The 25,947-nt window shown below is 58.3% G+C and carries 24 protein-coding genes; 15 read left to right on the top strand and 9 right to left on the bottom strand.

Features of this window, described 5'->3' with window-relative positions:
• Positions 1 to 17: 17 nt before the first annotated feature.
• The gene (locus G6L28_RS20515) at positions 18 to 2,927 is read right to left on the bottom strand and encodes a Tn3 family transposase (protein WP_174066017.1); all 2,910 of its coding nucleotides are present in this window, start codon (positions 2,925 to 2,927) and stop codon (positions 18 to 20) included.
• Positions 2,928 to 2,993: 66 nt separating this feature from the next.
• On the opposite strand from G6L28_RS20515, the gene G6L28_RS20510 reads away from it, so the two are divergent.
• On the top strand, positions 2,994 to 3,242 hold the full coding sequence (locus G6L28_RS20510; RefSeq protein WP_337795790.1) for a DUF7673 family protein: 249 nt from the start codon (positions 2,994 to 2,996) through the stop codon (positions 3,240 to 3,242).
• Entirely contained in the window at positions 3,242 to 4,393 is a 1,152-nt protein-coding gene (locus tag G6L28_RS20505) for a site-specific integrase (RefSeq protein WP_174066015.1), read from the top strand. Before G6L28_RS20510 ends, G6L28_RS20505 begins: the two co-directional genes overlap by 1 nt.
• 34 nt (positions 4,394 to 4,427) lie before the next feature.
• On the opposite strand, the gene G6L28_RS20500 is transcribed toward G6L28_RS20505, so the two are convergent.
• Positions 4,428 to 4,925 (bottom strand): helix-turn-helix domain-containing protein, encoded by a 498-nt coding sequence (locus G6L28_RS20500; RefSeq protein ID WP_174066013.1) that lies wholly within the window; start codon positions 4,923 to 4,925, stop codon positions 4,428 to 4,430.
• 244 nt (positions 4,926 to 5,169) lie between these two features.
• Between G6L28_RS20500 and G6L28_RS20495 the strand changes: the two genes are divergently transcribed.
• Positions 5,170 to 6,918: a peptidoglycan D,D-transpeptidase FtsI family protein gene (locus tag G6L28_RS20495; protein ID WP_174066011.1), complete on the top strand. Its 1,749-nt coding sequence runs from the start codon at positions 5,170 to 5,172 to the stop codon at positions 6,916 to 6,918.
• Here G6L28_RS20495 and G6L28_RS20490 read toward each other — a convergent pair.
• The 5 genes from G6L28_RS20490 to repA form a co-directional block, all read right to left on the bottom strand.
• Positions 6,912 to 7,529, bottom strand: coding sequence for a TetR-like C-terminal domain-containing protein (locus tag G6L28_RS20490; RefSeq protein WP_174066009.1), 618 nt, complete (start codon positions 7,527 to 7,529; stop codon positions 6,912 to 6,914). The two genes, G6L28_RS20495 and G6L28_RS20490, sit on opposite strands and share 7 nt — an antisense overlap.
• A 336-nt stretch (positions 7,530 to 7,865) precedes the next feature.
• Positions 7,866 to 8,828, bottom strand: a complete 963-nt coding sequence (locus G6L28_RS20485) for a DUF4238 domain-containing protein (protein WP_174066007.1) — start codon at positions 8,826 to 8,828, stop codon at positions 7,866 to 7,868.
• 102 nt (positions 8,829 to 8,930) lie between these two features.
• A complete protein-coding gene (gene repC / locus G6L28_RS20480) occupies positions 8,931 to 10,142 on the bottom strand; it encodes a plasmid replication protein RepC (protein ID WP_174066005.1) in 1,212 nt (403 codons plus the stop codon).
• Between the two features lie 168 nt (positions 10,143 to 10,310).
• The gene (repB, locus tag G6L28_RS20475; RefSeq protein WP_174066003.1) at positions 10,311 to 11,315 is read right to left on the bottom strand and encodes a plasmid partitioning protein RepB; all 1,005 of its coding nucleotides are present in this window, start codon (positions 11,313 to 11,315) and stop codon (positions 10,311 to 10,313) included.
• Positions 11,316 to 11,409: 94 nt separating this feature from the next.
• Positions 11,410 to 12,618, bottom strand: a complete 1,209-nt coding sequence (gene repA / locus G6L28_RS20470) for a plasmid partitioning protein RepA (RefSeq protein ID WP_425292697.1) — start codon at positions 12,616 to 12,618, stop codon at positions 11,410 to 11,412.
• 367 nt (positions 12,619 to 12,985) lie between these two features.
• Between repA and G6L28_RS20465 the strand changes: the two genes are divergently transcribed.
• Genes G6L28_RS20465 through trbI form a run of 12 tightly spaced genes read left to right on the top strand, consistent with a single transcriptional unit; the run spans position 12,986 to position 23,288 of the window.
• Complete coding sequence (locus tag G6L28_RS20465; RefSeq protein ID WP_174066001.1) at positions 12,986 to 13,621, top strand: acyl-homoserine-lactone synthase; 636 nt, start codon at positions 12,986 to 12,988, stop codon at positions 13,619 to 13,621.
• Positions 13,618 to 14,589: a P-type conjugative transfer ATPase TrbB gene (gene trbB, locus G6L28_RS20460; RefSeq protein WP_174065999.1), complete on the top strand. Its 972-nt coding sequence runs from the start codon at positions 13,618 to 13,620 to the stop codon at positions 14,587 to 14,589. The genes G6L28_RS20465 and trbB overlap by 4 nt, the downstream gene beginning before the upstream one ends.
• On the top strand, positions 14,579 to 14,989 hold the full coding sequence (gene trbC / locus G6L28_RS20455) for a conjugal transfer pilin TrbC (protein ID WP_174065997.1): 411 nt from the start codon (positions 14,579 to 14,581) through the stop codon (positions 14,987 to 14,989). The genes trbB and trbC overlap by 11 nt, the downstream gene beginning before the upstream one ends.
• Entirely contained in the window at positions 14,982 to 15,281 is a 300-nt protein-coding gene (locus G6L28_RS20450) for a conjugal transfer protein TrbD (protein ID WP_174065995.1), read from the top strand. The genes trbC and G6L28_RS20450 overlap by 8 nt, the downstream gene beginning before the upstream one ends.
• A gap of 10 nt (positions 15,282 to 15,291) precedes the next feature.
• On the top strand, positions 15,292 to 17,754 hold the full coding sequence (locus tag G6L28_RS20445) for a conjugal transfer protein TrbE (protein ID WP_174065991.1): 2,463 nt from the start codon (positions 15,292 to 15,294) through the stop codon (positions 17,752 to 17,754).
• Positions 17,726 to 18,535, top strand: a complete 810-nt coding sequence (gene trbJ / locus G6L28_RS20440) for a P-type conjugative transfer protein TrbJ (RefSeq protein WP_174065989.1) — start codon at positions 17,726 to 17,728, stop codon at positions 18,533 to 18,535. Before G6L28_RS20445 ends, trbJ begins: the two co-directional genes overlap by 29 nt.
• Positions 18,532 to 18,765 carry an entry exclusion protein TrbK gene (gene trbK, locus G6L28_RS20435; protein WP_174065987.1) on the top strand — a complete coding sequence of 78 codons (234 nt, stop codon included), beginning with the start codon at positions 18,532 to 18,534 and terminating at the stop codon, positions 18,763 to 18,765. The genes trbJ and trbK overlap by 4 nt, the downstream gene beginning before the upstream one ends.
• Entirely contained in the window at positions 18,759 to 19,949 is a 1,191-nt protein-coding gene (trbL, locus tag G6L28_RS20430; RefSeq protein WP_174065985.1) for a P-type conjugative transfer protein TrbL, read from the top strand. Before trbK ends, trbL begins: the two co-directional genes overlap by 7 nt.
• Before the next feature lie 15 nt (positions 19,950 to 19,964).
• A complete protein-coding gene (locus tag G6L28_RS20425; RefSeq protein WP_174065983.1) occupies positions 19,965 to 20,627 on the top strand; it encodes a conjugal transfer protein TrbF in 663 nt (220 codons plus the stop codon).
• 50 nt (positions 20,628 to 20,677) lie between these two features.
• Positions 20,678 to 21,496: a P-type conjugative transfer protein TrbG gene (trbG, locus tag G6L28_RS20420; protein ID WP_234902676.1), complete on the top strand. Its 819-nt coding sequence runs from the start codon at positions 20,678 to 20,680 to the stop codon at positions 21,494 to 21,496.
• Positions 21,496 to 21,975 (top strand): conjugal transfer protein TrbH, encoded by a 480-nt coding sequence (gene trbH, locus G6L28_RS20415; protein WP_234902673.1) that lies wholly within the window; start codon positions 21,496 to 21,498, stop codon positions 21,973 to 21,975. Before trbG ends, trbH begins: the two co-directional genes overlap by 1 nt.
• Before the next feature lie 11 nt (positions 21,976 to 21,986).
• Complete coding sequence (gene trbI / locus G6L28_RS20410) at positions 21,987 to 23,288, top strand: IncP-type conjugal transfer protein TrbI (RefSeq protein WP_174065980.1); 1,302 nt, start codon at positions 21,987 to 21,989, stop codon at positions 23,286 to 23,288.
• Between the two features lie 513 nt (positions 23,289 to 23,801).
• Here the strand turns inward: trbI and G6L28_RS20405 are convergent.
• Positions 23,802 to 24,821, bottom strand: a complete 1,020-nt coding sequence (locus tag G6L28_RS20405; RefSeq protein WP_174065978.1) for an alpha/beta hydrolase — start codon at positions 24,819 to 24,821, stop codon at positions 23,802 to 23,804.
• Positions 24,822 to 25,169: 348 nt separating this feature from the next.
• Positions 25,170 to 25,934, bottom strand: coding sequence for an SDR family NAD(P)-dependent oxidoreductase (locus G6L28_RS20400; RefSeq protein ID WP_174065976.1), 765 nt, complete (start codon positions 25,932 to 25,934; stop codon positions 25,170 to 25,172).
• Positions 25,935 to 25,947: the final 13 nt, after the last annotated feature.

Raw genomic sequence — 25,947 nt, 5'->3', positions numbered from 1 at the left:
CATTTTTCCGCTGCTACTCAGGCAGCGATCTTGCCGAAATCTATCCGGCTGTCCAGATCGAGATCAAACCGGCCATAGGGATTGACATGGGCGTAGATCAGCGGTGTGAGGCCACGATAATCTTCGGGTGCCATACGGCCATGCCAGGCTGGTTCGGCAAGTACGGTTTGCAGCATGCGCGTGTTCACATAGACGAGTGAAGCCTGAAGGAGGTGTAGTGCCAGTGCCGAAACTTCCTGCTCATCAATGCGGTTAGTCGCCATTTCACCACCCTTGCCGAAGAAGACAAAACCGTTGGCGCTATTCCAGTTTTCGACAACGTTTAGGCCTTCATTGATTTCCCGGCGGAATGGTTCCTGGCGCAGGTAACGGCACAGAAAGATCGTCTTGACCGCACGGCCGAGCTCGCTGAGCGCCTTGTAGGTGGGGTGCATCACTTCCGCCCGCGCGAAGCGGCGCAGGATTGCCTCCGGATCGGCCGTGCGCGTCTGCATGGCAGCAGCATATTTGACCATTTCGTCATATTGCTGCTCGATCTCCTCCCAGTTGATCGGGTTAGAAAGGACCGATAGCAGGTTCGGCAAATTTGTCCGGAAGCTCGCATCCGGTAACGCCAGCTTCTGCCGGGCAATCGCCTTCAGGCGTGGGGCGAGTTCAAAGCCGAGCAAGCGGCAAAAGGCGAAACCGACGGCGCTCTGGCCGTGGCTATCGACATATTGCCGCTGGATTTCCAGATCGGTGCAATGGCGAAGAACACCTTCGATCATCGATGCAACTTCCGACGACGAACACCGCTTGAGCTGGGAATAGACGCAAGTGGCCCGCTTTTCGACATGCCAGTAGATCATGACGCCGCGCCCGCCGTAGCGGGCATGCCATTCGGTCATCAGGTTGCGATCCCAGGCCCCGAACTTCGTAGAATCCGATGCGCAGGCCGTCCCGGCGTCACCCCAGACTGCTTCGTTGCGAATTGCAAGCGTGGCATTGGCAACCCGAGCGCAAGCTTCCCGCAAAGCGCCCGCGTGAATGAAGCGGCGATGCACATGAAGAAGTTCCTCATAGCTGGCATCGGTGGTGGCACCGGCCACCCGCTTCAGCCCGGCATTGGTGCCGAGGCCATAGAGGCAAAGTAGCAATCGTTGATCCAGAACAGCCTTCGGCAGCGCGACGCGGGAGGCCGAGGTCTCGAACGCGTCAAGAAATCCGGTGTCGAGGGCTGCTTCCTTCAGCACATCGAGGAGGCCCGTCATCGGCCAGCGCTGACTAATCTCCGATTTGATGGCTGCCAGCCCTTTCGGTTCCGGCGCTGGCTTGAACGGCGTGATCGATATCCGGTTTTCGCCGCGCCAGAGGATTCTTACCTTCTCGTTTTTTGGGATTGTTTCGTTCAGGAGCAGCAACTCGTGTTCCAGTTCCTGGCGAACCATTGCCACAAATTCGCGGGCGTCCTGTGTCAGATTCAGTCTGGAATAGTACGAGGAACGCCGATCCGCAAAATCCTTTGGCAGATCATCATCGGGATTGCGGTAACGGTCAGCGCCGACAACCCAGATTTCCTTAGACCGGATGCATTCCCGCAATTGGGTCAGGACGCAGAGTTCATAGCTGATGCGGTTGACGCGACCATTTCCGTCGATGACCGAACTGCGCCACTTTTCCGGGATCACACCGTCTATCGGCACATCCTTCTGCGGCACGAACCGGCACCCATCATCCAGCTTCGCCCTGATCCAGTCGAGGGCGGACAAAACCGGTCGCCAGACCGCATTGTTCGACCGGAACTCCAGCACGGAAAGCAGGCTTGGTAGCATCCGGCGATAGTGATTGGCCCATGAATTGCGCATGACGGCATAAATGCGACGGTCGAGCGCACCCTTGGCATTGCTCTCCTTGATGATCGCCGCCAGCTTTTCCTTGCCTACAACGGGAAAGATGACATCGCAGATGCGACCGTCCGGATCGTCAATCGATGCGGTTGCAATGTCGACGAGCAGCCGTTCCTTGCCATAGACCCGTTCGACATCCTTGGCGATGTCGCCCACCACCTTCCGTTTCGACCGGGTTCCAATCTTGTGTACTGTTTCCACGAGCAACTCGACCATTGCATCGGTCATCACCGTTTCCCGCGCCATCAGATAAACCGCATAAACCGCGAGTTGGCGCGTCTGCGTGTGGCGGCGCATTTCGGACGCCTTTTCGCCGGAAACCCGGCGGGCAACATGCTCGATCCACGCCGAGTTGATCGCTGAAAGCATCTTCCGTGGGAGTTTCAGGCTCCGGATGAACGCAAGCCGGGCGGTCACCTCCAGAATGTTGTCGAGCGTTGCTCGCCCCGCGTCGGCCTTCATCGCATTGAAGCCCGTCGGCCCTTCCGCGTCAGCCAGGGAGCTTTCCATCGCTGCAACAGTCTCAGGCGGAAGCGCGGCTCTCACCTCATGAAGCCAGCCGTCGAGATATTGTTGCCGTTGCGAACGAACAAGCCGTTCAAGCTCCTTGGCAGACGGACCATAGATATTGCGATCCCGGCACCAAAGAAACACCGCTTCAAGCATGGTGCTGACGGATCGTCCGAAGGGGCAAAGCTCGCCGATAATCCAATAAGAAAGCGCTTCGCGGTCTTGTCGCGTCATGCGACCAAAGCCGAGATACTGCAAAATCTCGGCGCAATGCCGACGGGCAGTTCTCCCGCCGAAATCATATCTGGACAGCTCGTCGGCACGGACGCCGATCTGCTCAGCCAGGTATTCGGTAGCATCGTTCGGGATCAATGTGCCATCGTCAGCGAAAAATCCGCGTGCGCTGAAAAACTTCAACTGCCAGGCCAAGCCAAGCCTGGTAGCGGCCGGTTTGGAATTGATGAAATCAATGTCGGCGAAGCTCAGGCTCCATTGGCCGACAAAATCCGAACTCGAAATACCCGTACTCATCAAAACGCTCCTCAAATTGGAGCGCAATGTCACAACCGGGCACTTCTTGGGTCAATCCTCCACGCCGTGTTCCCACAACGTTCTGCGAGTTGGCCAAAATCGCAGCTTCGGGCCGGCTGGGCCTGGTGGAATGCCGAGGTCCATGGCGGATTCGACCTGACCGATCTCGCCAATGTCGATCGCGAGGTCGCCGAGGATATGGCGACCATCTTCACCTGGCTCGCTCGCGAAGAGGATGTCGAATACCCATACGACTATCGCAGCGAGATCGAGCAGATCATCGCACGCTGGCGGCCACAGGCTGAAACGGCCTGATGGCTGCCAGAAAAGCCGCTCGCCTCACTGGTGTCGAGCGCCGGGCAGTGGAGCTCGACACCATCGCCTCGGTCCTGCCGATCGACCGCCGCAATGAACTTGCCGAGCTTCTGACCGATGGCGACATCCAAACGCTGCGCCATCTCGTCAACGAGGGCATGGGCGCCAACACCTTGCGCGCCATCACTTCCGACCTCGCCTATCTCGAAGCCTGGGCACTCGCCGCCACAAACCGATCGCTGCCCTGGCCGGCGCCCGAGGCGCTGCTGCTCAAATTCGTCGCGCAGCATTTGTGGGATCCGCAAAAGCGGGCCAGTGATCCCGATCACGGCATGCCCGCCGATGTCGATCAGAATCTCCGCCACCAAGGGTTTTTGAAATCGACCGGCCCGCATGCGCCGTCGACGGTGCGCCGGCGGCTGGCCAACTGGTCGACGCTGACGAAATGGCGCGGTCTCGATGGTGCCTTCGCCTCCCCTCCCCTCAAATCGGCGATCCGGCTTGCCGTGCGAGCCGTGCCACGGAAACGGAGCCGCAAGAGCGCCAAGGCTGTCACGGGCGATGTCCTGGCAAAGCTGCTGGCGACCTGCGCCACAGACAGCTTGCGGGATCTGCGCGACCGCGCCATCCTGATGGTCGCCTTCGCCTCTGGCGGTCGCCGGCGGAGCGAGATGTCCGGGTTGCGGGTCGAACAATTGACCGTCGAAGCCCCGATTGAGGTAGCAGACGGGCCTCCCCTGCCCTCTCTCGCCATTCATCTCGGTCGGACCAAGACGACGACAGGCGAAGAGGACGATGTCGTTTATCTCACCGGCCGACCCGTCGAGGCGTTGAAGGCCTGGATGACGGCGGCAAAAATCGACACGGGCAGCGTGTTTCGCGGGATCGGGCGTTGGGGTAACGTCTCAAGCCGGGCAGTCGATCCGCAGTCCATAAATGCCATTCTCAAGCAGCGTGCCGAAATGGCGGGGTTGGAGCCTGCGGAGTTTTCTGCGCACGGATTACGGTCAGGTTATCTGACGGAGGCTGCCAACCGTGGCATCCCCCTCCCCGAGGCGATGGAACAGTCACGCCATCGATCCGTCCAGCAGGCTTCGAGCTATTATAACAGCGCGACACGGCGGAGCGGCCGCGCTGCTCGGATGATTTGAGGCTTTACGTCACCGAGTCGGTCAATCATTCCGCTCACTCGACTGTTTCAACGGCTTGCTGGTCCTGTGCCACAGTGGACGGTGCATTCTGCAATCCGTAGTGGACCATCAGGTCGCGAAGCCTGTTTGCGTCGGCCATAGGGAAAAGTTTCTCCAGCAAGCTCGGTTCGTCCTTGGGAATCATACCTTCATCACGCAATAGCGCGTGATGGGTAGGATACATACGACCCTCCTTGCGCTTACCCCCGGCAATCCAGGAAGCCAGCGACAAAAGGTACATAACGTGACTCGCATTCGTTCTTACGCTTCGCGTAAGCCTGTGGACGTCGTTGTCCTTAGCGGCGAGTCGCAAGCTAAGGCCATCACACGCCAATTCGATGTAAGACGGAATAACGACTGGTTGACCGTTATCCCTTCGCTCACCTCGTTCGTAGTTTTCATACGTCGCTAATGCGATACCCATGGCGTCCGCAGCCTGTTGCTGCGTCAATGCCACTGTTTTGCGCCAAGCCGCGAGTTCATTGTTGTTCATGGTAATTGCTTCTCGAATTGCCTAGCCATGGACACACTAATGTACGGATTTGATCTCGTCAATTCCGTACACAAATTTCATGTGCACACGCGCAGCGATGACGAATTAATGCAATTTGAATTGCGTTAATGATCTGGAAGGCTTTAATGCTACAAAAAGAGCATTAAGATTCGTTTTTGCAGCCGTCAGGTGGACGTGACCTCATGGGACACGCCCCTTTCGGCTGCCTTGCAGCCAGAGCCCCATGATCGCATTCATCCTAGCCCGCAGACGCCGCGCTCATATCGGCCCTGTAAAAAATGCTCGCCAACATTTACCCGGTAGTGCGTTTTCGCGACAGAAACAGGCCCGCCGCAGGCTGTTGATCCTCATCGGAGGATTTGCCCTCTTCTACCTCGTGATAACGCTCCGGCTTTTCCAGTATGGTCTCGTAGCACCGCTGACGACGGCATCAATCGGACCGAATGAGCACTATGCCGCGTCTCGGCCCGATATCGTTGATCGCAATGGCGCGTTGTTGGCAACCGACTTGAACATGGTTTCGCTGTATGCCGAGCCAAGGCGCATTGTCGACGCTGATGAAGTTGTTGAAAAGCTCGCAACTGTCATGCCCGCAATAGATTGGTCTGAGATCCATAAGAAGCTGAGATCGAAGACGGCATTCCAGTGGCTGAAACGCCAACTGACGCCACGCCAGCAGGCCGACATCATGAAGCTGGGCATTCCGGGCATCGGTTTTCGCCCAGAGAAGCGCCGCTTTTATCCAGGAGGATCGACGGCAGCTCACATCCTTGGACACGTCAATGTCGATAACCAGGGCCTCGCAGGCATGGAGCGGTATATCGACCGCCAAGGCTTAACCGATCTCCGCGCTCTGGGTATGGCGGATAGCGGCGCGTTGAGCGCCGTGCATCTCTCCATAGACCTGCGGGTTCAAAATATCGTCCATGGTATCGTCGCCGATGCAATGACAAATTACAAAGCCGAAGCTGCAGGAGCTGTCGTCCTCGACGCCAATACTGGTGAAGTTGTCGCGATGGCGTCGGTGCCAGACTATGACCCAAACGAGCCGACCCGGCTCCTGCCAGACGGAAGCATCGACAAGGACTACGAGAAGGGGTGGTTCAACCGCATCACCAACGCCACCTTCGAAATGGGATCGACGTTCAAAAGCTTCACGCTCGCGATGGGCTTGGACATGAACAAGGTCGGCCTCAACTCGGTGATGGATGCAACCAGGCCGATCCGCATGGGGGGCTTCACTATTCGGGACGATCACGCTCAGGCTCGCCCGCTCACCATTCCAGAGGTTTTCCAATATTCTTCGAACATCGGCACGGCGGCGGTTGCGTCCATGGTGGATATCCCGGACCACCAAGCCTTCCTCGGCAAGCTCGGTCTGTTGTCAAAAATGTCGACTGAATTGCCGGAAGTTGCGACTCCAACGCAGCCTAAAATCTGGAAGAAGATCAACCAGGTCACGATCTCCTTTGGGCACGGCGTGGCGACAACGCCCCTTCAGACCGCAGTTGCCGGGGCCGCACTGATGAACGGCGGCAAACTGATGCCACCGACTTTCCTGAAGCGGACCGCCGAGGAAGCGGATGCCGCCGCTGTGCAGGTCATCAGGCCGGAAACAAGTTCGAGCATGCGATATCTGTTCCATTGGAATGGCGTAAAGGGATCAGGCCGTAATGCGCTCGTACCAGGCTTCAACGTAGGTGGAAAAACGGGGACGGCTGATAAGGTTATCAATGGCCGCTATGCCGCTCATCTAAACTTCAACGCATTCCTCGCCGGGTTTCCAATCGATCAGCCACGCTACGTCGTCCTGACGATCATCGACGCGCCTTTGACGGGCGAAAAGGGAGGTCGGACGGCCGCATTCACGGCGGCGCCCATGGCGAAAGAAATCATAGCACGGACGGGATCTCTACTCGGCGTTCAACCGAGGTTCGGAGAAGGCGATCCTCAACTCCTGATAAATTACTGAGGATCGTTTTCGTAAAGTACATAGTCGCGAATGGACGGTTGGCTCCCGAACGGAAGTGTCACACCGTTCGAGCTCATGGCGTTGTCGATCAGCTCCAGTTGATAGCCTTTGGAGATTGTCTGCCCGGTAAAGAAGATGCGGTATACGATGGGTGCGAATATCATGTCCATGAGGCGATCCGGATCGGGAACGGGTTCACCACGTCCCTCACACCGGTCGCATAAACAGACGAGGTTCTGAAAAGTGTAACCAGCTGCAGTCTGGGCCACCCTTACGTTTGTAAAGCGTTCGCGCAACAAGGTATGCCCTGGCCCGGACGAAATGTCGTCAACCAACTGCTCCAGCCAGATTTCGATGTCCCCCCGGAACGATCCTGTATTCTTGGGGACGCTGTCAGGCAGGAAGCGTTCACTGGCCACGTCTTCCAGGAGCTTCTGAAGTGTTTCCCACCGACGATAGATCGTTGAAGGCGGAACCTCGGCGCGAATGGCGATCATGGCGACGGTCAGTTCCCGGCCCGATTCTTCTGCCATCAGTGTTTTCACAGCTTTGTGCACGGCGATCTGAATTCGTTCGCTGCGACCGCCGGGACGGATCAACGTTCTAGCCATCGATATTTCCTGTCGTTTTTAGGCTCTCGTATCACATGGGCTCTTTGAGAGCTGCATGAAATGGGACAACAGGTTCATTTTTTGACTTACCTTCTGGTCTTCCGCGATCTTGTTACCGGCATTCCAGGAAAACAGGTTCATCAACGCGCTGCAGGGATAGGCGTGAGCTCCCGTCAACTTGATGTCATTCTCTCTTTGAAATCCGCCCTGTTCGCCTGGCGTCGCTCCTGGGTTTTCCCGCCGACTACAGAGACAGAAATCAGCGCCTTCTCACCCCAGCTGCTCAGGGCAACGACCAAATCATCGCCGAATTTCAGTTCTTACTTCTGTTTCGTCCTATTTGTCTTTTGCCTTCCCCTGCCTATCCAGAGCGGCTGCAAGATCCTTCCCGCGCGTGTATGGCTCCGTCCGAGTGTGCAGCTCAAATTCGCCGTCCCTAGCGTAGAGCTGCTTTGTGGCATTCTTCGCCGTGCTTGTATTCATCCCGGCGACCTGGTCTCGGCGAAACGCGCGGCTCGGCGGCTGCTTCACGAACAGGCCAATCAGTGCGACCTCCGGCGAAAGGGGGAACATAACAGTCGTGCCCTCAAGGCCGAAGCCCGGCGAATACTGCCCCCGATCTTTTCCATCGGACCATGCAATGACAACGGGGTCGTCGCAGGTAGCGAATGCCGCCCCCTCTGGCGCCGAGACAAATGACCAGCTTCGTCGGGCCAGCTGCTCGACACATGTCGGAACGGCCTTGAGCTCCAGACCGATGAGATAGGTCTGATCGATCACGATATTGTAGTTCCCTCCGTCGATGAACACCTTCATGTCCTCATAGCTGATATCGTCCCGGATCGGGACGCCGCCTTCTCGCGCTTGCTTGATCGAGCCGTAGTAGCGTTCCTGGTCCAGGAGGGACGCCCTCATCATTCCGCCGGCCACTTTGACGTGGAAGTCCTCCAGCATCGACCGGAACCGCGGATTTCTGACAGCCACGTTTCCCATCAGCAGCATTACTGACGTGAAATGGTCGTCTGAAGGGAAGCCCTTGCTCGCGATGACCTCTGCCAAGTGCGGAGCGATCTCGCCCTCGATCTCTGCCATCCCGTCTTCAACATGGTTCGGATCGAAGCCTTCTGCCTCGATCCGGAAGAAATTCCGGCGAGCACCGATGTTTCTAACAAGCGTCCGGAAAGACTTCCTTGTTGGCTGATCAAACACGAAGACCTGAGCCTTCCGCCTGTCGGCCGCGTCGCTGAAGCCCCGGAGGTAAAACTGCGGGATGAAGTGGTGATTTACGGTGTCTGACATTATTCTCCATCACAATAATAAGCTTATTCAGAGAGTTAAGTCGTAGTCAGCTGACTACGCCGCAATTATACAGTGCACAAGACTGGCCGCGTGCCTACAAACTCAAGCGCGCCGTGCCTCATGCCCATTCGCTCGCAACAACGCCATCAGCACCGGCCCCAATGAAAACTCACCGCGCCGCGCCCTCCCCGTCAGGTCCCGGAGATATCCGCCGGCCGAGGTGATATGCCCAGTTCGTTCGAGAATAGCGGCCATCGTGGCAGCCGCATTCTCCGGGCCCATCACCTCGCAGGCATCCTGGTACGCTGACGGACTAACTCCGAGCATCGATCGGACCACGACAGCGGCTGTCATCAGATCGCGCCAACTTGTGATATTGCCCCCCGGACCATAGATCGTGATTTCTGGGCAGGCTCTCACAACCATCCCCAACGGGAATGCCTTAATCGGCTCGGCAACCCGACCGATATCTGGGCTGGGCTTGTCGCCCTGCTCTTTTCCAGAGCTAGGTTCAAGTTCATTTGGGGATTTGGTATTTGAATTCTGTATGTGCTGACGGGTTTCGGCACCATTGGTGTCGGAATTTCGGGAATTAAGCTGCATTTCCAGCTGGTTGACAACTTCGTCCCGCAATAGCTCAAGTTCGTCTAGCAGTGCTTCAAAATTTTCAATAGTCTTGGCTGTCCGGAGACGCGCCATCAGATCGATATAAAGTGCTTCTGCCTTACCCCAATCACCAGGAACGCCATCCTCGATAGCCGCCGAGATCAGCTTGCGATTATCCCGGCGAGCAATCGTGATCCGTTCTTTGATAATCTTCAATTGGCGTTGCGTTGCCGCCACCTGCTGAGCCAGAATCGCCAGCTCATCCGCACGCGCGAGCAGCGGCGAAAGACTAAATCCGTAGGCTGACTCGATAGATCCGTCGCTGGATTTCCGCGCATAGCGCTTGCCGTTGGGGCTATCGCACCGCTGGATGAGGCCGGCCTCCACCAGATGTGCAAGGTTCTCGCGAAGCGTAGTCCCAGCTATGCCATTTGCCCTCGCAGTCAACTGCGCATTAGATGGAAAGACGATGAGATTGCCTTCGGAGTTGAGTGCCGACTCGGGGTAGAACGTAAGCAAGGCATTCAAAACCGCTAGCGCGCGATCGCGTATTCCCAATAGGGACCGCGCATCACAAGCATCCCTGTAAACTTTCCATTTGTCGACTGTCTTCTCTTCCGTGCATTGTGCGGTCCGCATCTGGGACTTCACAAGCGCAAGCGTCATCGGCCGCCGCCCAAAGGGCGTCGTGACATTTCCACCGAGCATTTTTCTTCACCTTTCGAGAGGCAAAAGAAATCCACTCACCAAAACGGTGCCAAAGACTCTTGACTGCGATTCATGGAAATGCGATTCTCAGGCTGCTTAGACCTTTGAGAGAGGCTTCCATGACGGCAACGTTTGGGGGCCTTTTTCTTTTGCTGCTACCTTTCCAATTTATTCTTCAGATGACGGAGCTTGGCTCCGATAACTTGCGTAAAGGTCGGGAAGCCTATCCATCAAGAATTTGGCGAAGGCTTCATCTCGATCTCGACTGATTTGAATTTTGCACTGCTTACCCGTGAGCGCCAGCGTCGCGATCGTGGTGCCGTCATGCGACTTCGCAACGTTCGGCACATTCGCCTCTGCCGGCTTGTGATCTTCACGTCTCGCAGCCCGGAGCACCGCAGCAAAGCGGTCGTCGGTATCCTTGTGCACGAAGGACTTCTCTTCAGTCGCCTTTCGGACCAACTTCTCGACACCTTGTTCTTTCAGGCGCTCAACCAGATCTTGCCATCTCGGTCGGCCGATTTTCGGTGCTCGACCAATCGCTTCGATCAACCATGCGGGAACTCCCTTAGCAACGCTGAGAAGCTTGTGAGCTTCCTGGCGGTCGACCGAAAGCGCTGTCTGGATTGACGTGCGCTGGATACCGCCTGCCTCGAGCTTAAATGCAAACATTGCGCGCTCGATGAAAGTAAGGTCCTCGCGAGCGGAATTCTCGATGCCTTGGGCAACAACCAAACGCTCATCATTAAGATCGCGTACGTACGCCTTAACCACCATCCCGAGCTCAAGAGCGGCTCGGACGCGACGATGACCATAAGCGATCTGATAACGGCCAGGGACATTGGGATGAACGCGAACAAGAACAGGAATTTCCTGCCCATGATCCTTGAACGAGGTCTTGAGCGCTTCGACAGCGGCCAAATCCTGATCGATGAACCGATCAGCGAACGGGGAGGGGTCAAGCAGGGCCGGATCCAACTCGACCGGCAGTGCCCCGCTCGCGACCTGCTGTTTTAATTCTTCGTAGTCACGTTCGACTTCTGAAAACGTGTCCTTCAAGGAACGAACCGCGCCTGATGCGACACGCTGAACCGGCTGGCGCGAACCGTCACCGGACTGCTCGTCATTACCACTGGCGAAGAGATTTCGGATCGATTGCGTACGTTTGCTCACGCGTTTGCTCCCCCTTTATAATCCGCGTGAAACGGCGGGCCGTAGTCAGCTGACAACGCACTAACGTCTTGATTAATATGTACCTGGACCGCCGTCATCGCTGCCATACCTCATTCAGAAGTTCTACGGTTTCCTGATTTACGGCATTAATCGACTCCATTGCGCGGTCATAGGTCGACCGACCAACCGCACCTCTCGTCAATTCGTAGAGGGATTGCTTAGTAAGTCCCGCATTCGCAATCGCTGTCGACTTCCACGCCGTGGCAGCCATGACATCCGATCCGAACACATCGCGCATCAGGCCGACAATCTCCTGTTCCGGCACGTCGCGAGGGTCGTGGCGCGTGACTAGGAACCGCAGAAAGTCATAGTCGAGGCGACCACCAGCCTCCTCAATGACTGAGACAAGATCAGATGTCATCAGAAGAAACTGGCTCATGGAGGCGACGTCGACCATTTGGGGATGAACGGTAACGATCATGCCTGTGGCGGCGTTAAGCGCACCCATGGTGAGGAAGCCGAGCTGAGGCGGGCAGTCCACCACGACGACATCAAAGTCATCCTCGACCTGAGCGATCGCTCCCGCGACCCTTCTGAAGAAGAGATCTTCCGGTCGACCGCGGTTTTGCAACATGAATCGCGGCGTCTGATGCTCGAACTCCATGAGTTCGAGGTTGCCGGGAACGATGCTGATCCCTGTGAAATAGGTGGGGCGAATGACGTCTTTCATCGTCACGCGCTGATCGTCGTAGCGGATCGCGCCGTACAGGGTAGTGTTTTCAGCGACATCGAACTCAGGCTGATAGCCGAACATTGCCGAAAGCGAAGCTTGCGGATCAAGATCGATAGCCAGGACCCGATAACCCTGAAGAGCGAGACCCTGTGCGAGGTAGAGCGAAGTGGTAGTTTTTGCTGAACCGCCTTTGAAATTTGCGACGGTGATCACCTGGAGCTTTTCACCCTCCCGGCGCCGAGGAAAGAACCTGCTCGCTTCTTTTGGACGGGCGGTGGCTAGGTACTGTCTCAACTCCTTGATCTGCTCAAGTGTGTATGACCGGCGGCCACCATTCCCCAGATCAGGCGCAGGTCCAAGCCCGTCGAGTGAGAGCTGACGGAGATAACCATCGGAGACGCCGACAATCTCAGCAACTTCTCCAGACGAAAACGACCGTAACGTCTTCTGGGCCGTGGGTGGAAACGCGCGTTCACCAACCGCACGCAAACGTGCAGACAGCGCTTCCGCACGCTGCGTGATATGGGCGGATGTCGATGCTTTTTCGATGTGTCGAGCGATCACGTTCACATTGGCCTCTGTTCTCAGACGGTTTATCGGCGTCAGACGCGCCTTTACCGTCTCAATGATAAGCCACGATTCTGAGAATGCCGCAAGGGAAATAGGGTTAACAAGGGATTAACAAAAATCGCCGTGCCGAATTGCGTACCTCGAATCTGCGAGGTTTTTCGGACAGTTAGGCAGATTCTGCCCAGAAGAAGTAATCGATCGAAACTGCAGATCTGCAGAAAAACGTAGGCGTTCTGCACACTTAATTTGTTCGCGTACTCAGCCCGCCACCCCGACTCACCAGAATCATCGCCTGCAGATCTGCAGATGGCCAGCCGTGGATTGAGATGATCTTCATCTGCCTGACGAAGTTCACGCGGAGATAAGGATGCAGGTTCTCACGATCTCGCCCGACCGATATGTCGAGCATCAAAATCTTCTAAAACAGATGTACCGGCTGCGCGCCGACGTGTTCAGCGGACGGCTCGAATGGGACGTCTCCATCATCGATGGTGGCGAGCGGGATCAGTACGACGAACTCAATCCAACCTACATCCTCGCCACCTCCGGCAGCAAGGTGGTCGGATGCGCACGTCTCCTTCCCGCTGTGGGCCCGACCATGCTCGAGCTGACCTTTCCGCAGCTCTTGAGGGAGGGCTCGCTCAATGCAAATACCGCGATGATCGAGAGTTCGCGCTTCTGCGTTGATACGACCTTGCGTGCAGGCAGGGAAGGGGGACAGCTCCACCTTGCCACCCTGACCATGTTCGCTGGGATCATCGAATGGTCGATAGCGCAGGGCTACGACAAGATCGTTACCGCCACCGACCTTCGCTTCGAGCGCATCCTGAATCGGGCAGGCTGGCCGATGGCCCGTTTGGGTAAACCTGTGGCAATTGGCAATACTGTCGCCATAGCCGGCACACTTCCGGCGGACCAGAAGAGCTTCGAGCGGGTCCGCCCGCCGAACTATCGATCCGCTCTCTTTTGTACTGATGATCATTCGGAGAGGAGCGCAGCGTGACCCAGCTCCGTTCCCATCCAAGGCTTGTCCGCAAACTGCAGGACGCGCTTGGCGACCAGCTGTGCGTCGCGCTCGACGATGCCTCAGTCGTCGAGATCATGCTCAATCCGGACGGCCGGTTGTTCATCGAACGCCTAGATCATGGCGTGGCTCCGGCCGGCGCCATGAGTTCTGCCGCCGCGGAAGTCGTTATCGGCAGTGTCGCCCATGCCCTGCAGTCGGAAGCGGACGACGAACGCCCGATCATTTCCGGCGAACTGCCGATCGGTGGCCATCGCTTCGAAGGGCTGCTTCCGCCCGTCGTCTCCAGCCCTGCCTTCACGATTCGTCGTCGCGCCTCGCGTCTCATCCCACTCAACGACTACGTAACCTCGAAGGTGATGACAGAAGCCCAGGCGTCAGCCATCCGCAGTGCAATCGACGCCCGCATGAACATCGTCATTTCCGGGGGCACTGGCTCCGGCAAGACGACGCTCGCCAACGCAATTATCGCCGAAATCGTCTCGGCGGCGCCAGATGATCGGATGGTGATCCTCGAGGATACCGCCGAAATCCAGTGCGCGGCCGAAAACGCGGTCAGCCTGCATACCAGCGATACGGTCGATATGGCGCGGTTGCTGAAGAGCACGATGCGATTGCGGCCCGACCGGATCATCGTCGGGGAGGTCCGTGATGGTGCAGCGCTCACGCTCCTGAAGGCCTGGAACACCGGCCATCCCGGCGGGGTCACCACGATCCATTCCAACACCGCGATGTCGGCGCTGCGCCGGCTTGAACAACTAACCGCAGAAGCGAGCCAACAGCCAATGCAGGAGGTGATTGGCGAGGCGGTCGATCTCGTCGTCTCCATCGAGCGGACGGGCAAGGGAAGGCGGGTCCGCGAGGTCATCCACATCGAGGGATACCGAAACAACCACTATCAGACCGAACATTATGCCCAGATCGACGAGGACAGCCATGTCGCGTAAGACCTATTCTATTCTTGCACTCATCACGGTCGCCGCCTTCACCGTCAGCCTCTCGGGGACCGCGCTGGCGTCCTCGGGCGGTGGCGGTCTTCCATGGGAATCGCCACTGCAGCAGATCCAGCAGTCGATCACCGGTCCCGTAGCCGGGTTCATTGCGCTCGCCGCGGTGGCGATCGCCGGCGCCATGCTGATCTTCGGCGGCGAGCTGAACGATTTCGCCCGTCGCCTTTGCTATGTGGCCCTGGTCGGCGGGGTCCTCCTTGGCGCCACCCAGATCGTCGCCCTATTTGGTGCAACCGGTGCGTCGATCGGCGAGCGCCATGTCGGGGCAGGTATTGCTCCGGCTGTCTCCATGCCGGCAACAACGCCGTCTGCAGTAGGGGAGGGGGCTCGTGGCTGACGCCGGTTCCAACCTCATCCGGTCGCGGGTGCATCGGGCGCTGTCACGTCCCAACCTGTTGATGGGCGCCGATCGCGAGCTTGTCCTGGTGACGGCGCTCGCCGCCGTCATTCTGATCTTCGTTGTGCTCACCTGGTATGCAGCACTGTTCGGCGTCGCGATCTGGCTGATCGCGGTCGCAGCCCTCCGCATGATGGCCAAGGCCGACCCGCTGATGCGGAGGGTCTACATCAGACATATCTCCTACAAGACCTTCTACCGCGCGACGTCGTCGCCGTGGCGCCGGTATTGAGGGGCACGACATGGTTGCCCTCAAATCCTTCCGCCATTCCGGACCGTCCTTTGCCGATCTCGTTCCCTATGCCGGGTTGGTCGATAACGGCGTCATTCTTCTGAAGGACGGATCGCTGATGGCCGGCTGGTATTTTGCCGGCCCCGACAGTGAAAGTTCGACCGACGCCGAGCGCAACGAGGTGTCGCGGCAGATCAATGCCATCCTGTCGCGCCTCGGCTCGGGCTGGATGATCCAGGTCGAGGCTGTCCGGGTGCCCACGGGAGATTATTCAACGGAGGAGGCCAGCCATTTCCCCGATCCGGTGACCCGCGCCATCGATGCGGAGCGGCGGGCGCATTTCCAGAAGGAGAGGGGGCACTACGAAAGTCGTCATGCACTGATCCTGACCTGGCGCCCACCGGAGCCGCGGCGATCAGGTCTGACGCGCTATGTCTATTCCGATGCTGGCAGCCGGTCCGCCACCTATGCCGACAAAGCGCTTGAAACCTTTCTGACGTCAATCCGGGAAGTTGAACAGTACCTCGCCAATGTGGTGTCGATCCGACGGATGATGACACGCGAAACGCCGGAGCGCGGCGGTCATCGTGTCGCCCGCTACGACGAACTTTTTCAGTTTATCCGTTTCTGCATCACCGGGGAAAACCATCCGGTGCGCCTGCCAGAGATCCCCATGTATCTCGACTGGCTGGTGACCGCTGAGCTGCAACATGGTCTGACGCCGCTAGTTGAGAACCGGTTTCTCGGCGTGGTGGCGATTGATGGCCTACCGGCGGAAAGCTGGCCCGGAATTCTCAACAGCCTTGACCTAATGCCGCTGACCTATCGCTGGTCGTCCCGGTTCGTATTCCTCGACGCCGAGGAGGCCCGCGCGAGGCTCGAGCGCACGCGCAAGAAATGGCAACAAAAGGTGCGGCCATTCTTCGATCAGCTCTTCCAAACCCAATCCCGATCACTCGATCAGGACGCGATGCTCATGGTGGCGGAAACCGAGGACGCAATCGCCGAAGCCTCATCGCAGCTCGTGGCCTACGGCTACTATACGCCGGTCATCGTTCTCTTTGATGAGGACCAGCAAAGCTTGCAGGAGAAGTGTGAGGCAGTCCGCCGCCTGATCCAGGCCGAAGGTTTTGGCGCAAGGATCGAGACGATCAACGCGACCGATGCGTTTCTCGGCAGCCTGCCGGGCGTCTCCTACGCCAATATCCGCGAGCCGCTGATCAACACGCGCAATCTCGCCGACCTCATTCCGCTCAACTCGATCTGGTCGGGAAGCCCGACAGCACCTTGCCCCTTCTATCCGGCCGGATCGCCTCCGCTGATGCAGGTCGCAAGCGGATCGACACCCTTCCGACTCAACCTGCATGTCGATGATGTCGGCCACACGCTGATTTTCGGGCCCACGGGGTCGGGTAAATCAACGCTGCTCTCATTGCTCGCAGCCCAGTTCCGCCGCTACGTCGAGGCGCAGATCTTCGCCTTCGATAAGGGGGGCTCGATGCTGCCGCTGACGCTAGGGATCGGCGGCGATCATTACCAGATCGGTGGCGACGCGCCGGAAGCAGGCGAGGGGCGGGCCCTGTCCTTCTGCCCGCTGGCAGACCTCTCCTCCGACACGGACCGCGCCTGGGCCTCCGAATGGATCGAGATGCTGGTTGCCCTGCAGGGTGTGACCATTACACCGGACTATCGCAATGCGATTTCCCGGCAGGTCGGGCTGATGGCCGAGTCGCGCGGCCGCTCGCTCTCCGACTTCGTCTCCGGCGTCCAGATGCGAGAGATCAAGGACGCCCTGCATCATTACACAGTCGATGGTCCGATGGGGCAGCTTCTCGATGCCGAGGAGGACGGTCTGGCGCTCGGCGCCTTCCAGTGCTTCGAGATCGAGGAACTGATGAACATGGGTGAGCGCAATCTCGTGCCCGTGCTCACCTATCTCTTCCGGCGCATCGAAAAGCGCCTGACGGGTGCGCCCAGCCTGATCATCCTCGACGAGGCCTGGCTGATGCTCGGCCATCCGGTGTTCCGGGACAAGATCCGGGAATGGTTGAAGGTGCTGCGCAAGGCCAATTGCGCCGTGGTCCTAGCTACCCAGTCAATCTCTGATGCCGAGCGGTCAGGCATCATCGATGTGCTGAAGGAATCCTGCCCGACGAAGATCTGCCTCCCGAACGGTGCTGCGCGGGAGCCGGGCACGCGCGAGTTCTACGAGCGCATCGGCTTCAACGAGCGGCAGATCGAGATCGTCGCGACCGCGATCCCGAAGCGGGACTATTACGTCGTGTCGCCCGAGGGTCGACGTCTGTTCGACATGGCACTTGGGCCGGTGGCGCTCTCGTTTGTCGGAGCGTCCGGAAAAGAAGACCTTAAGCGCATCCGCGCCCTCCATTTTGAACATGGGGCCGCCTGGCCTCTCTATTGGCTCGAGCAAAGGGGGATCGCCCATGCCGAAACGCTCTTTCCAACCGAATAGAATAGGGCACGCCGCGCTTGGTGTCGCCCTCATGCTTTCGTCTGCTCTTTCGCTTCCTGCGTGGGCCGGTGGCGTCACGGGACAAGCGACCGAATGGACGCAGCTTGCCAATAATACCGAATTGATCAGCCTCGTTGGCAAGTCGGCCGAGCAGGTGAACAACCAGATCACCCAGATCTCGCAGCTGGCCGAGCAGATCCAGAACCAGCTTAACATCTACAAGAACATGCTGCAGAACACGGCGCAGCTTCCGGAGCATGTCTGGGGTCAGATCGAAAGCGACCTGAAGAACCTCCAGAATGTCGTCAACCAGGGCCAGGGCGTCGCCTTCTCCATGGGCAATCTCGACGATGTGCTCAAGCAACGCTTCCAGAGTTTCGCCGACATGAAGAGCAACCTTCCTGATGGTGCGAGCTTCTCCACGACCTATCAGAGCTGGTCCGACACCAATCGCGACACGATCGCCGGCACGCTGAAGGCCGCCAATCTGACTGCCGAACAATTCTCCAGCGAGGAAAGCACGATGTCGGAACTCAGGTCGATGTCGGAATCGGCCGACGGGCAGATGAAGGCGCTGCAGGTCGGGCACGATATCGCCGCGCAGCAGGTCGCGCAGATGCAGAAGCTGCGCGGTCTGGTCTCACAGCAGATGACCATGATGGGCACCTGGTATCAGTCCGAACAGGCGCAAAAGGATCTGGCTCAGGCGCGGCGCGAACAATTCTTCAGCGGGACCGAGCACGACATCAGGGGCGGGCAGACGATGGAGCCGCGCTGGTGAGCCCGCGTTCGATCCTCATTATCGCCCTCGTGGCGGTCGTTTCCGCGGCCGGCGCGAGCGCCATCACCTGGATCGTCGTTCAGCCGCCGTCCACGCCAGTCTCGGGGTCGGGCGCGGCCGCAATGAATTCGTCCTCTGGTCAGGAAAAACGCCGCCATCGCGAAGAGTTTTTTGGCGGGAATCCCGATCGTGATATCCGCAACGGTCAGGAGATGAAGCCGCGATGGTAGCTGCTACATCTTCCCGTACACTCGAACGGGTGTTCATTGCGGCCGCGGTCGTCCTGCTGGCGACCACGCCCGCCTTGGCGCAACAGGGCCAGGTCCTGACCACACTCGAAAACTCCGTCGTCACAGCTGCCAAAGGCTGGGAGACGACGGTGATGAATGCCGCGCGGTCGTTGTTCTGGATTCTTGCCGGCATCGAGGTGGGGATCGCTGCCGTATGGCTGGCGATCAATGCCGCCTCGCTCGATAGCTGGTTCGCTGAACTCGTCAAACGCATCATGTTCATTGGCTTGTTCGCCTTCATCCTCGACAGAGGACCGGAGTTCGCCAAAGCCGTGGTCGACAGTCTCTACCAGATCGGCGCCGGCGGCGGTTCCGCATCTCCCGCCAACATCTTCGATGCCGGCATCCGTGTCGCAACGAAAATGTCGGAACAGGCGAAGTTCGGCCTCTGGGAGGATAATGCGCTCGCGATCGCCGCCGTTTTCGCCATGGTCGTGGTCGTCGTGTCGTTCAGCCTGGTCGCTGCGATCTTCGTGGCCGTCATGGTCGAGATGTATGTTGGCCTGCTCGCTGGCATGATCATGCTTGGGCTCGGTGGTTCCTCCCATACCAAGGACTTTGCGATCAAATATCTGGTCTATGCCTTCTCCGTCGGCATGAAGCTGATGGCGCTGGTAATGATCGCCAAGATCGGCTCGGACATCCTTCTGGGTCTGGCGGAGGCGCCGACCGCAATCTCGGAACAGTTCATCACGACGCTCGCGATTGCCGGCATCTCGGTCGTTGTCTTCGTGATCGCAATGTATGTGCCGCCCATCCTGCAGGGTGTGGTCCAGGGCGCATCGGTCGGCGGCGGCATGGAAGCCATCCGTCATGGCGGGCAGGCCACATCGGCAGCACTCGGTGCCGGGTTTCTAACGATCGGCGCGGCAAACAGAGGGTTTGGGGCCGCCAGCGCCGCGAGGGCAGGGGGCTCGTCTCTGGCCGATGCGGCGCTGCGCGGCATGCAGGCTGGGGTTGGCGGAGCAGCCGGCGCTGTCGGCTCGGCAGCGAAAGAAAAGGCGATCGGTTCGCCCGGTGCTTACGCCGGATCAATGCTCGGCCTTGCCAACGCCAAACTCGATCAGCAGCCCGGCCGGGCGGGCACACCGCCTCCACCATCGCCGATCAATGACAGCAAGTGACGGGAGGCTGAAAGAATGGCCGGACAGAATACCCCAGATAATCCCTATATCGCTGCCCGCAACGAATGGAACGAGCGTTATGGCTCCTACGTCAAAGCGGCAGCCGCTTGGCGCGTCGTCGGCATTGCCGGAATGACCATGGCCGTGGTTGGTTTTGGTTACGCGCTCTACCAAAGCACCCAGGTGAAGCTCATCCCTTATATTGTCGAAGTCGACAAGCTCGGCGCATCAGTCAATGCTGGCTTCCCGCAGCAGATCGAATATGCCGATCCGCGCGTGGTACGTGCCACGCTCGGCAGCTTCGTGTCGAACTTCCGCTCCGTCACGCCGGATGCAGTGGTTCAGAAGCAATATATCGACCGCACCTATGGGCTGCTGCGCACCTCCGATCCAGCGACGGAAAAGGTCAACGCCTGGTTCCGTTCGAATTCGCCCTTCGAGAAGGCGAAGACCGCGACGGTGGCGATTGAGGTCAACAACATCGTCGCGCTCTCGAACCAGAGCTACCAGATCGACTGGACCGAGTTCGAACGCGATCGCCGCGGCAAGGAGATTGCCACGCGCCGCTTTCGCGGCATCGCCACGGTGACACTGACGCCGCCCCAGGACGAGGGCGTCATCCGCCTCAATCCCATCGGTCTCTATCTCCGCGACTTCGACTGGACCGCACAGCTTTGAAAGGCCTTGCCCCAAAAATGAAAAAATCACACGAAACGCCACGGGTCACGATGAGCGCCGGCATCATTGCTATCGCCGTTGCAGCCTCCTCCGCCTTCCCGTCTGCTTCTCTCGCCGCCGATGGTGTCACCGCCAACGAGGCGAAAGGCATGGGGATTTCGACGCAATGGCGCGGAAGCCGTGGCCTGGTCACGAAAGGCGCAGACGGAAAGGTGATCTTCCTCTACGGCGAAGTGCAGCCGTCCGTCGTCTGCTCTCCGCTGCAGGTCTGCGACATCGAGCTTCAGGGCGGCGAGGTCGTTCGCGATGTGCTGGTCGGTGACACTGTGCGGTGGAAAGTAGAGCCTGCGACCTCTGGAGCGGCGGGTGGCCAAGCGATCCACCTGATCGTCAAGCCGTCGGAGCCGGGTCTGCTCACGTCGATGGTCGTGACGACGTCGCGGCGGACCTATCACATTCAGCTGAAATCGCATGCCACGCAGTACATGGCGCGTGTCGCGTTCGAATATCCTGAGGAGGTCTCGGCAAAGTTTGCCGATGTCAACGCGCGGCTGGAAGCCAGCACCATTCCCGGCGCCGGCGTTCCGGCGGAGCAATTAAGCTTTGCCTATTCCGTCTCGGGCAGTGCCGGCTGGCGGCCGACGCGAGTCTATTCCGATGGGCAGAAAACCTACATCCAGTTTCCACGCTCGATCTCCGGTCAGGATGCACCGGTTCTCTTCGTCGTCTCCGGCGGCCAAAACCGCATCGTCAACTATCGCATGAAGAGCAACATGATGGTGGTCGATTACAATATCGATCGTGCCGTCCTCGTCTCAGGCGTCGGCTGGAAGCAGCAGAAGGTGACAATCAGCAGGGGAGGGCGCTGATGCTGAACCTTCTGAGCCGCAGTGCGAACAGCCTCAGCCCTGTCCGCCGCCTGATCCAATTCACCGCCATCGCGATCATCGTGTCGGGATGCCAATCAATGAACACTGACGGTCTCGCCTCAAGCGCGGCACCTCCAGAGATATCCGGACCGGCGGCGGGCGCCATTGCGGGCGATCTGGTCAGCCGTCTTGCCGAACAGATCGGACAGGGGAAGCCAACCGTTGCGCTTAAACAGGATGGTTCACCCTTCGGGCAGGCGCTTGAAGCAGCCTTGAAGGGATGGGGCTATGCCGTCGTCACCGATCAGAAAACAGATAGCCTCGCCGCCGTCGTTCCGCTCGCCTATGTCATCGTACCTTACGATGGCCAGGTGCTCGCGCGGCTTTCGACGAGCAGTGTCGAACTTGGCCGGGCCTATACCGTGACGACATCGGGTGCGACGCCGGCAAGCGCGCTGTCGCTCATGCGGCGCGGGTGAGGGAGGTTATCATGGTGCAGTCTCTCAAGCTTAGTGGTGCGCAAAACAGTCAGGCCACCTCCGGCATCAAGCGGGTAAACCGCCTGCCTGTCATCCTTGTAATCGTGCTATTGGTCGTCTTTCTCGGCATTATCTTTTATGGGCTCGCCTCACGCGGGCTATACTTCGGCAAGGATAACGGCCCTGACGCCAGTTCGGGCAATCCGGCCTCGACCTATGCAGACCAGATCAAGCGGGGCGTTGCCGACGGCATCATTGGCGAGCCCCGGGAGCAGCAGACGTTCCAGCCGACGCCGGTCGAAACGAAACAGGCTGAAGAGAAGGTGGCCAATCCGTTCGTGCAACCCGAACAGAGACAGCAAAACCGCGGCTCGGAACAGGAGCCGGAGGAGGTGTGGCGGGCACGTCTCGCCCGTGAGCAACAGGAACAGATTCTTCGCGAGCAGCAACGCCAGCGGATGGCCCGGATGCAGGCGCGCGACTCCGCGTTTGACGCGCCGCTGGCGATCGATCGCGGGAAGCTGGAAGCGCGGTCGGAAAAAGATGAGACCGCCGGAGCCCGAACGACGACAGCTGCCGCAAGCGCAAACGCATCCGATCTTTATGCCGCAGCATTGCGCGCTGGCTTGGGTGGGCAGAACGTCGATCCCAACGGACAGAACTCCAAGGAAGATTTCTTTAATGCCGACCTCAAGGACCTCGGCTATCTGCCGAACCGCGTCGTGCCGCAGCAGTCCCTATACGAATTGAAACGCGGCTCGGTCATCCCGGCGACATTGATAACCGGCATCAATTCCGACCTTCCGGGCCGGATCACCGCGCAGGTCAGCCAGAATGTCTATGACAGCGCCACCGGGCATCGGCTGCTGATCCCGCAGGGCACGAAACTGTTCGGTCGCTATGACAGCAAGGTCTCGTTCGGCCAGAGCCGGGTTCTCGTCGTCTGGTCGGACATTATCTTCCCGAACGGATCGACGCTGCAGATCGGCGGGATGGCCGGCACGGATGCGGAAGGCTATGGCGGGTTCAATGACAAAGTGAACAACCACTATCTCAAAACATTCGGCTCAGCGGTCATGATTGCCCTGATCGGAACGGGCATCGATATGGCTGTTCCCCAAAGCTCAACACTTGCCACCCAGGATACGGCATCCGATGCGGCAAGACGCAATTTTGCCGAAACCTTCGGGCGGGTGGCAGACCGGACAATCCAGCGGAACATGGACGTGCAGCCAACGTTGCAGATCCGGCCTGGCTACAAATTCAATGTTCTTATTGATCAGGATATTGTTTTTCCGGGCCAATATCTTTGAAGAGCGCAGATGAATGTCAACTAACTCATTCTCCGAGGGCACTTGTGAACGGCAACGGCCGATCCAAACTCCAAACTTGGTTCTGCCTGCACCCGAGGATGCGGTGGAGTTCGCGGCGGTTGTACCGCATACGGTTCATCGAACATCAAGACTTTTCATTATGCGCCTACGGATGTGCCGGTCGAAGATCCTGATGGTTGAATCTGCATATGGCGGCAGTAAAGCGGTAGTCCCAAATTGGCAGGCATTCTGTGGTTGTGTTTCGGCGTGCAAATTTTTAACGCCGATTGACACTTTTGCCGCTGAAGTCAGCGACCTCTACTCCAGCGTCATAAGCTGAGGATGCACCGTGCCGTGACGGTCGTCCGAGCTCGCGGTTGCCAAATCCCGGTATCAAATCACAGGACAATGATAACATGAGGTCGACGAGTTGGAAGCGGAGTATCCTCTATCCCGCTTCCATTGCAATCGCTCGGTTACAACGTCTGAGCGGCGCCCGTAACGGAGAGGTTCTTACTTTGCGCCTAAAGGATAAATGCGGTCGCTCAGGACATCGTTAACAAACTCTAATACGGGAGTGGCCGTGGTCATATCGTCCGTATTCAGGTTCAAGACCTCTGATATGTGGTTCTGACGCGGCAATTGTGTATATCGGGGACATCCCTGTCGTTTTTCACAGAGGATGCCGATATGGGTGTAAGTGCCCCATTCAATTTCTGCTGGATCCAGTTCAGCCCCGATAACCAGAGTCGGTATCAGTTTTCCCTCGTATCTGGCCAAAGTCTCTTTATTTGAGTTTTTCGACCAGTTTTGCTCGTCTGCGCCGCCAAAATAAACGGACGCTACCGCAGGAACGCCTATATTGATCGATGACGACAGAAAGATTGCGCCTGCCATTGCAGGTCCTTCTTTCGGTTGAACAGAGGCATTGTAGAGATATTCACCCAGCACCATGCCGCCAGCGGATTGACCAGCGAAGAAAACTTTCCCGGGATCGCCGCCAAGGTCTTTTATGTTTTCCTGTATCCATTGTGCGACGGCCGCAACGTCTTGTCCGGCGCTGGGAAAATGGGCATCTGGCACGAGGCGATAGTTCATTGTAATGCCGATCATGCCGTGATTGGCGGCGAAGTAACCGACGTTCGCGAAAGCTAGGCCTTCAGTTTCCGGTTGACGTTTGTTCCCCACCCGCATCCCACCCCCGTGAATGAAGACGAGCACGGGTAAGCCCTTCGCCCCCTCAGGCACAAACAGATCCAGTTTGTTGCGTTCGTGGCTTCCGTAGGCAATGTCTTGCGTTACTTTAATGCCGCTGGTTTTCTGTTTGGCCAGTATCGGCGTGTAGATCGCAAATGTCTTCTGCGCCACATCTCCATTCCACGCCTTTCCAATTTCACGGACTTGATCGAGAGCTTTAGACGCCTGCTCTTCGTCCGCTTTCATTGGAGAGATTATTGCAAGAAATGCTAGTAGCGCCGTTAGGACTATACTGGCATTTCGCGTCAAGATTGCCTGAATTCCGCTAGAAGACATTGTATCTCCTCCCATTTTGTTCACTTCCCCTATTTGTTCCGTCAACCAGGTGGTCCCCGGGATGCGCGCTCGGGCCGCATTGGAGTTCGCTGAGGCGAGTTAGTCGCCCGCGCAGCATTCCTGCCTATGCCGCCTATGACCCCTGCTTTGCGTGATGGACACCGCGGAACAGGTCACTGATCATCACCTTGAGTGGTTCGAGGCGGATCCGGCAGCCATGACCATCTTCGACGACTCGCACCCCGCGCATTGACGCCTTCGTCGATCTGTCGCCCCTCTTTTGGGAATCCGGCGTTCGCCATGTCTCGCTGTGAGCCGCGCGTAAAAGTGCTCCCGATGCCTCTTCTGTTACGCCGTTAGCCCGCCATCAACGACAACCTCTGAACCTGTCATAAAGGCTGCCCTGTCGGAGGCCAGAAAGACGATGACGTCCGCGACTGATGTCGGTGATCCTGCGCCGACGAGTGGTTCCGCTATATCATTCGGATCGGACGGAGGAGTAAATTTATGCCGCTCTGCAAAATGAGACGCTGTTTCGCGACCCATGCTTGTCTCAATCAAGCCGGGATGAACCGAATTCACCCTGATTTTACGTTCAGCAAGCTCTAGCGCCAGGCTTTTTGACAGAAGGCGAATTGCGCCCTTGGACGCGGAGTAAGCTGTGAAATCCGGGTTGCCGCGAAGTCCCGCAATGGACGACATATTGATGATAGACGCGCCTCCGGTCCACTGTGAGGCCCGGTCGTTGAGGAGCGGGATGGCGTATTTGCAGCCCAGAAAAGTGCCCTCAACGTTGACTGCTTGTACGCGCCGCCAATCTTCCAGGCTCATATCAACGAGCTTCCTGAAGGAAAGGATGCCAGCATTGTTCACCAGGATGTCCAGCCCTCCCGCAAAGCTGCTGGCAAAAGCCATCGCGTCAGCCCAGTCGTCTTCGCGCGTCACGTCAAGCTTGCGCGCCCACCCGCCGATATCAGACGCCAAAGCTTCAGGCGCCTCTATGTCGGTTGCAATAACGCGGGCTCCGGCAGCTGCGAGCGTGCGCGCCGTCGCCTGCCCTATGCCACGCGAACTTCCGGTAACGAGCGCTATCCGCCCTTCCAGTTCTCTCATTTCTGTTCGCCCT

Source organism: Agrobacterium larrymoorei, from assembly GCF_013322225.1.
In the GTDB taxonomy this organism is placed as follows: Bacteria; Pseudomonadota; Alphaproteobacteria; order Rhizobiales; family Rhizobiaceae; genus Agrobacterium; species Agrobacterium larrymoorei_A.
The sequence above is the reverse complement of the archived record's forward strand: the minus strand, read 5'-3'. Positions and strand labels throughout refer to the sequence as shown.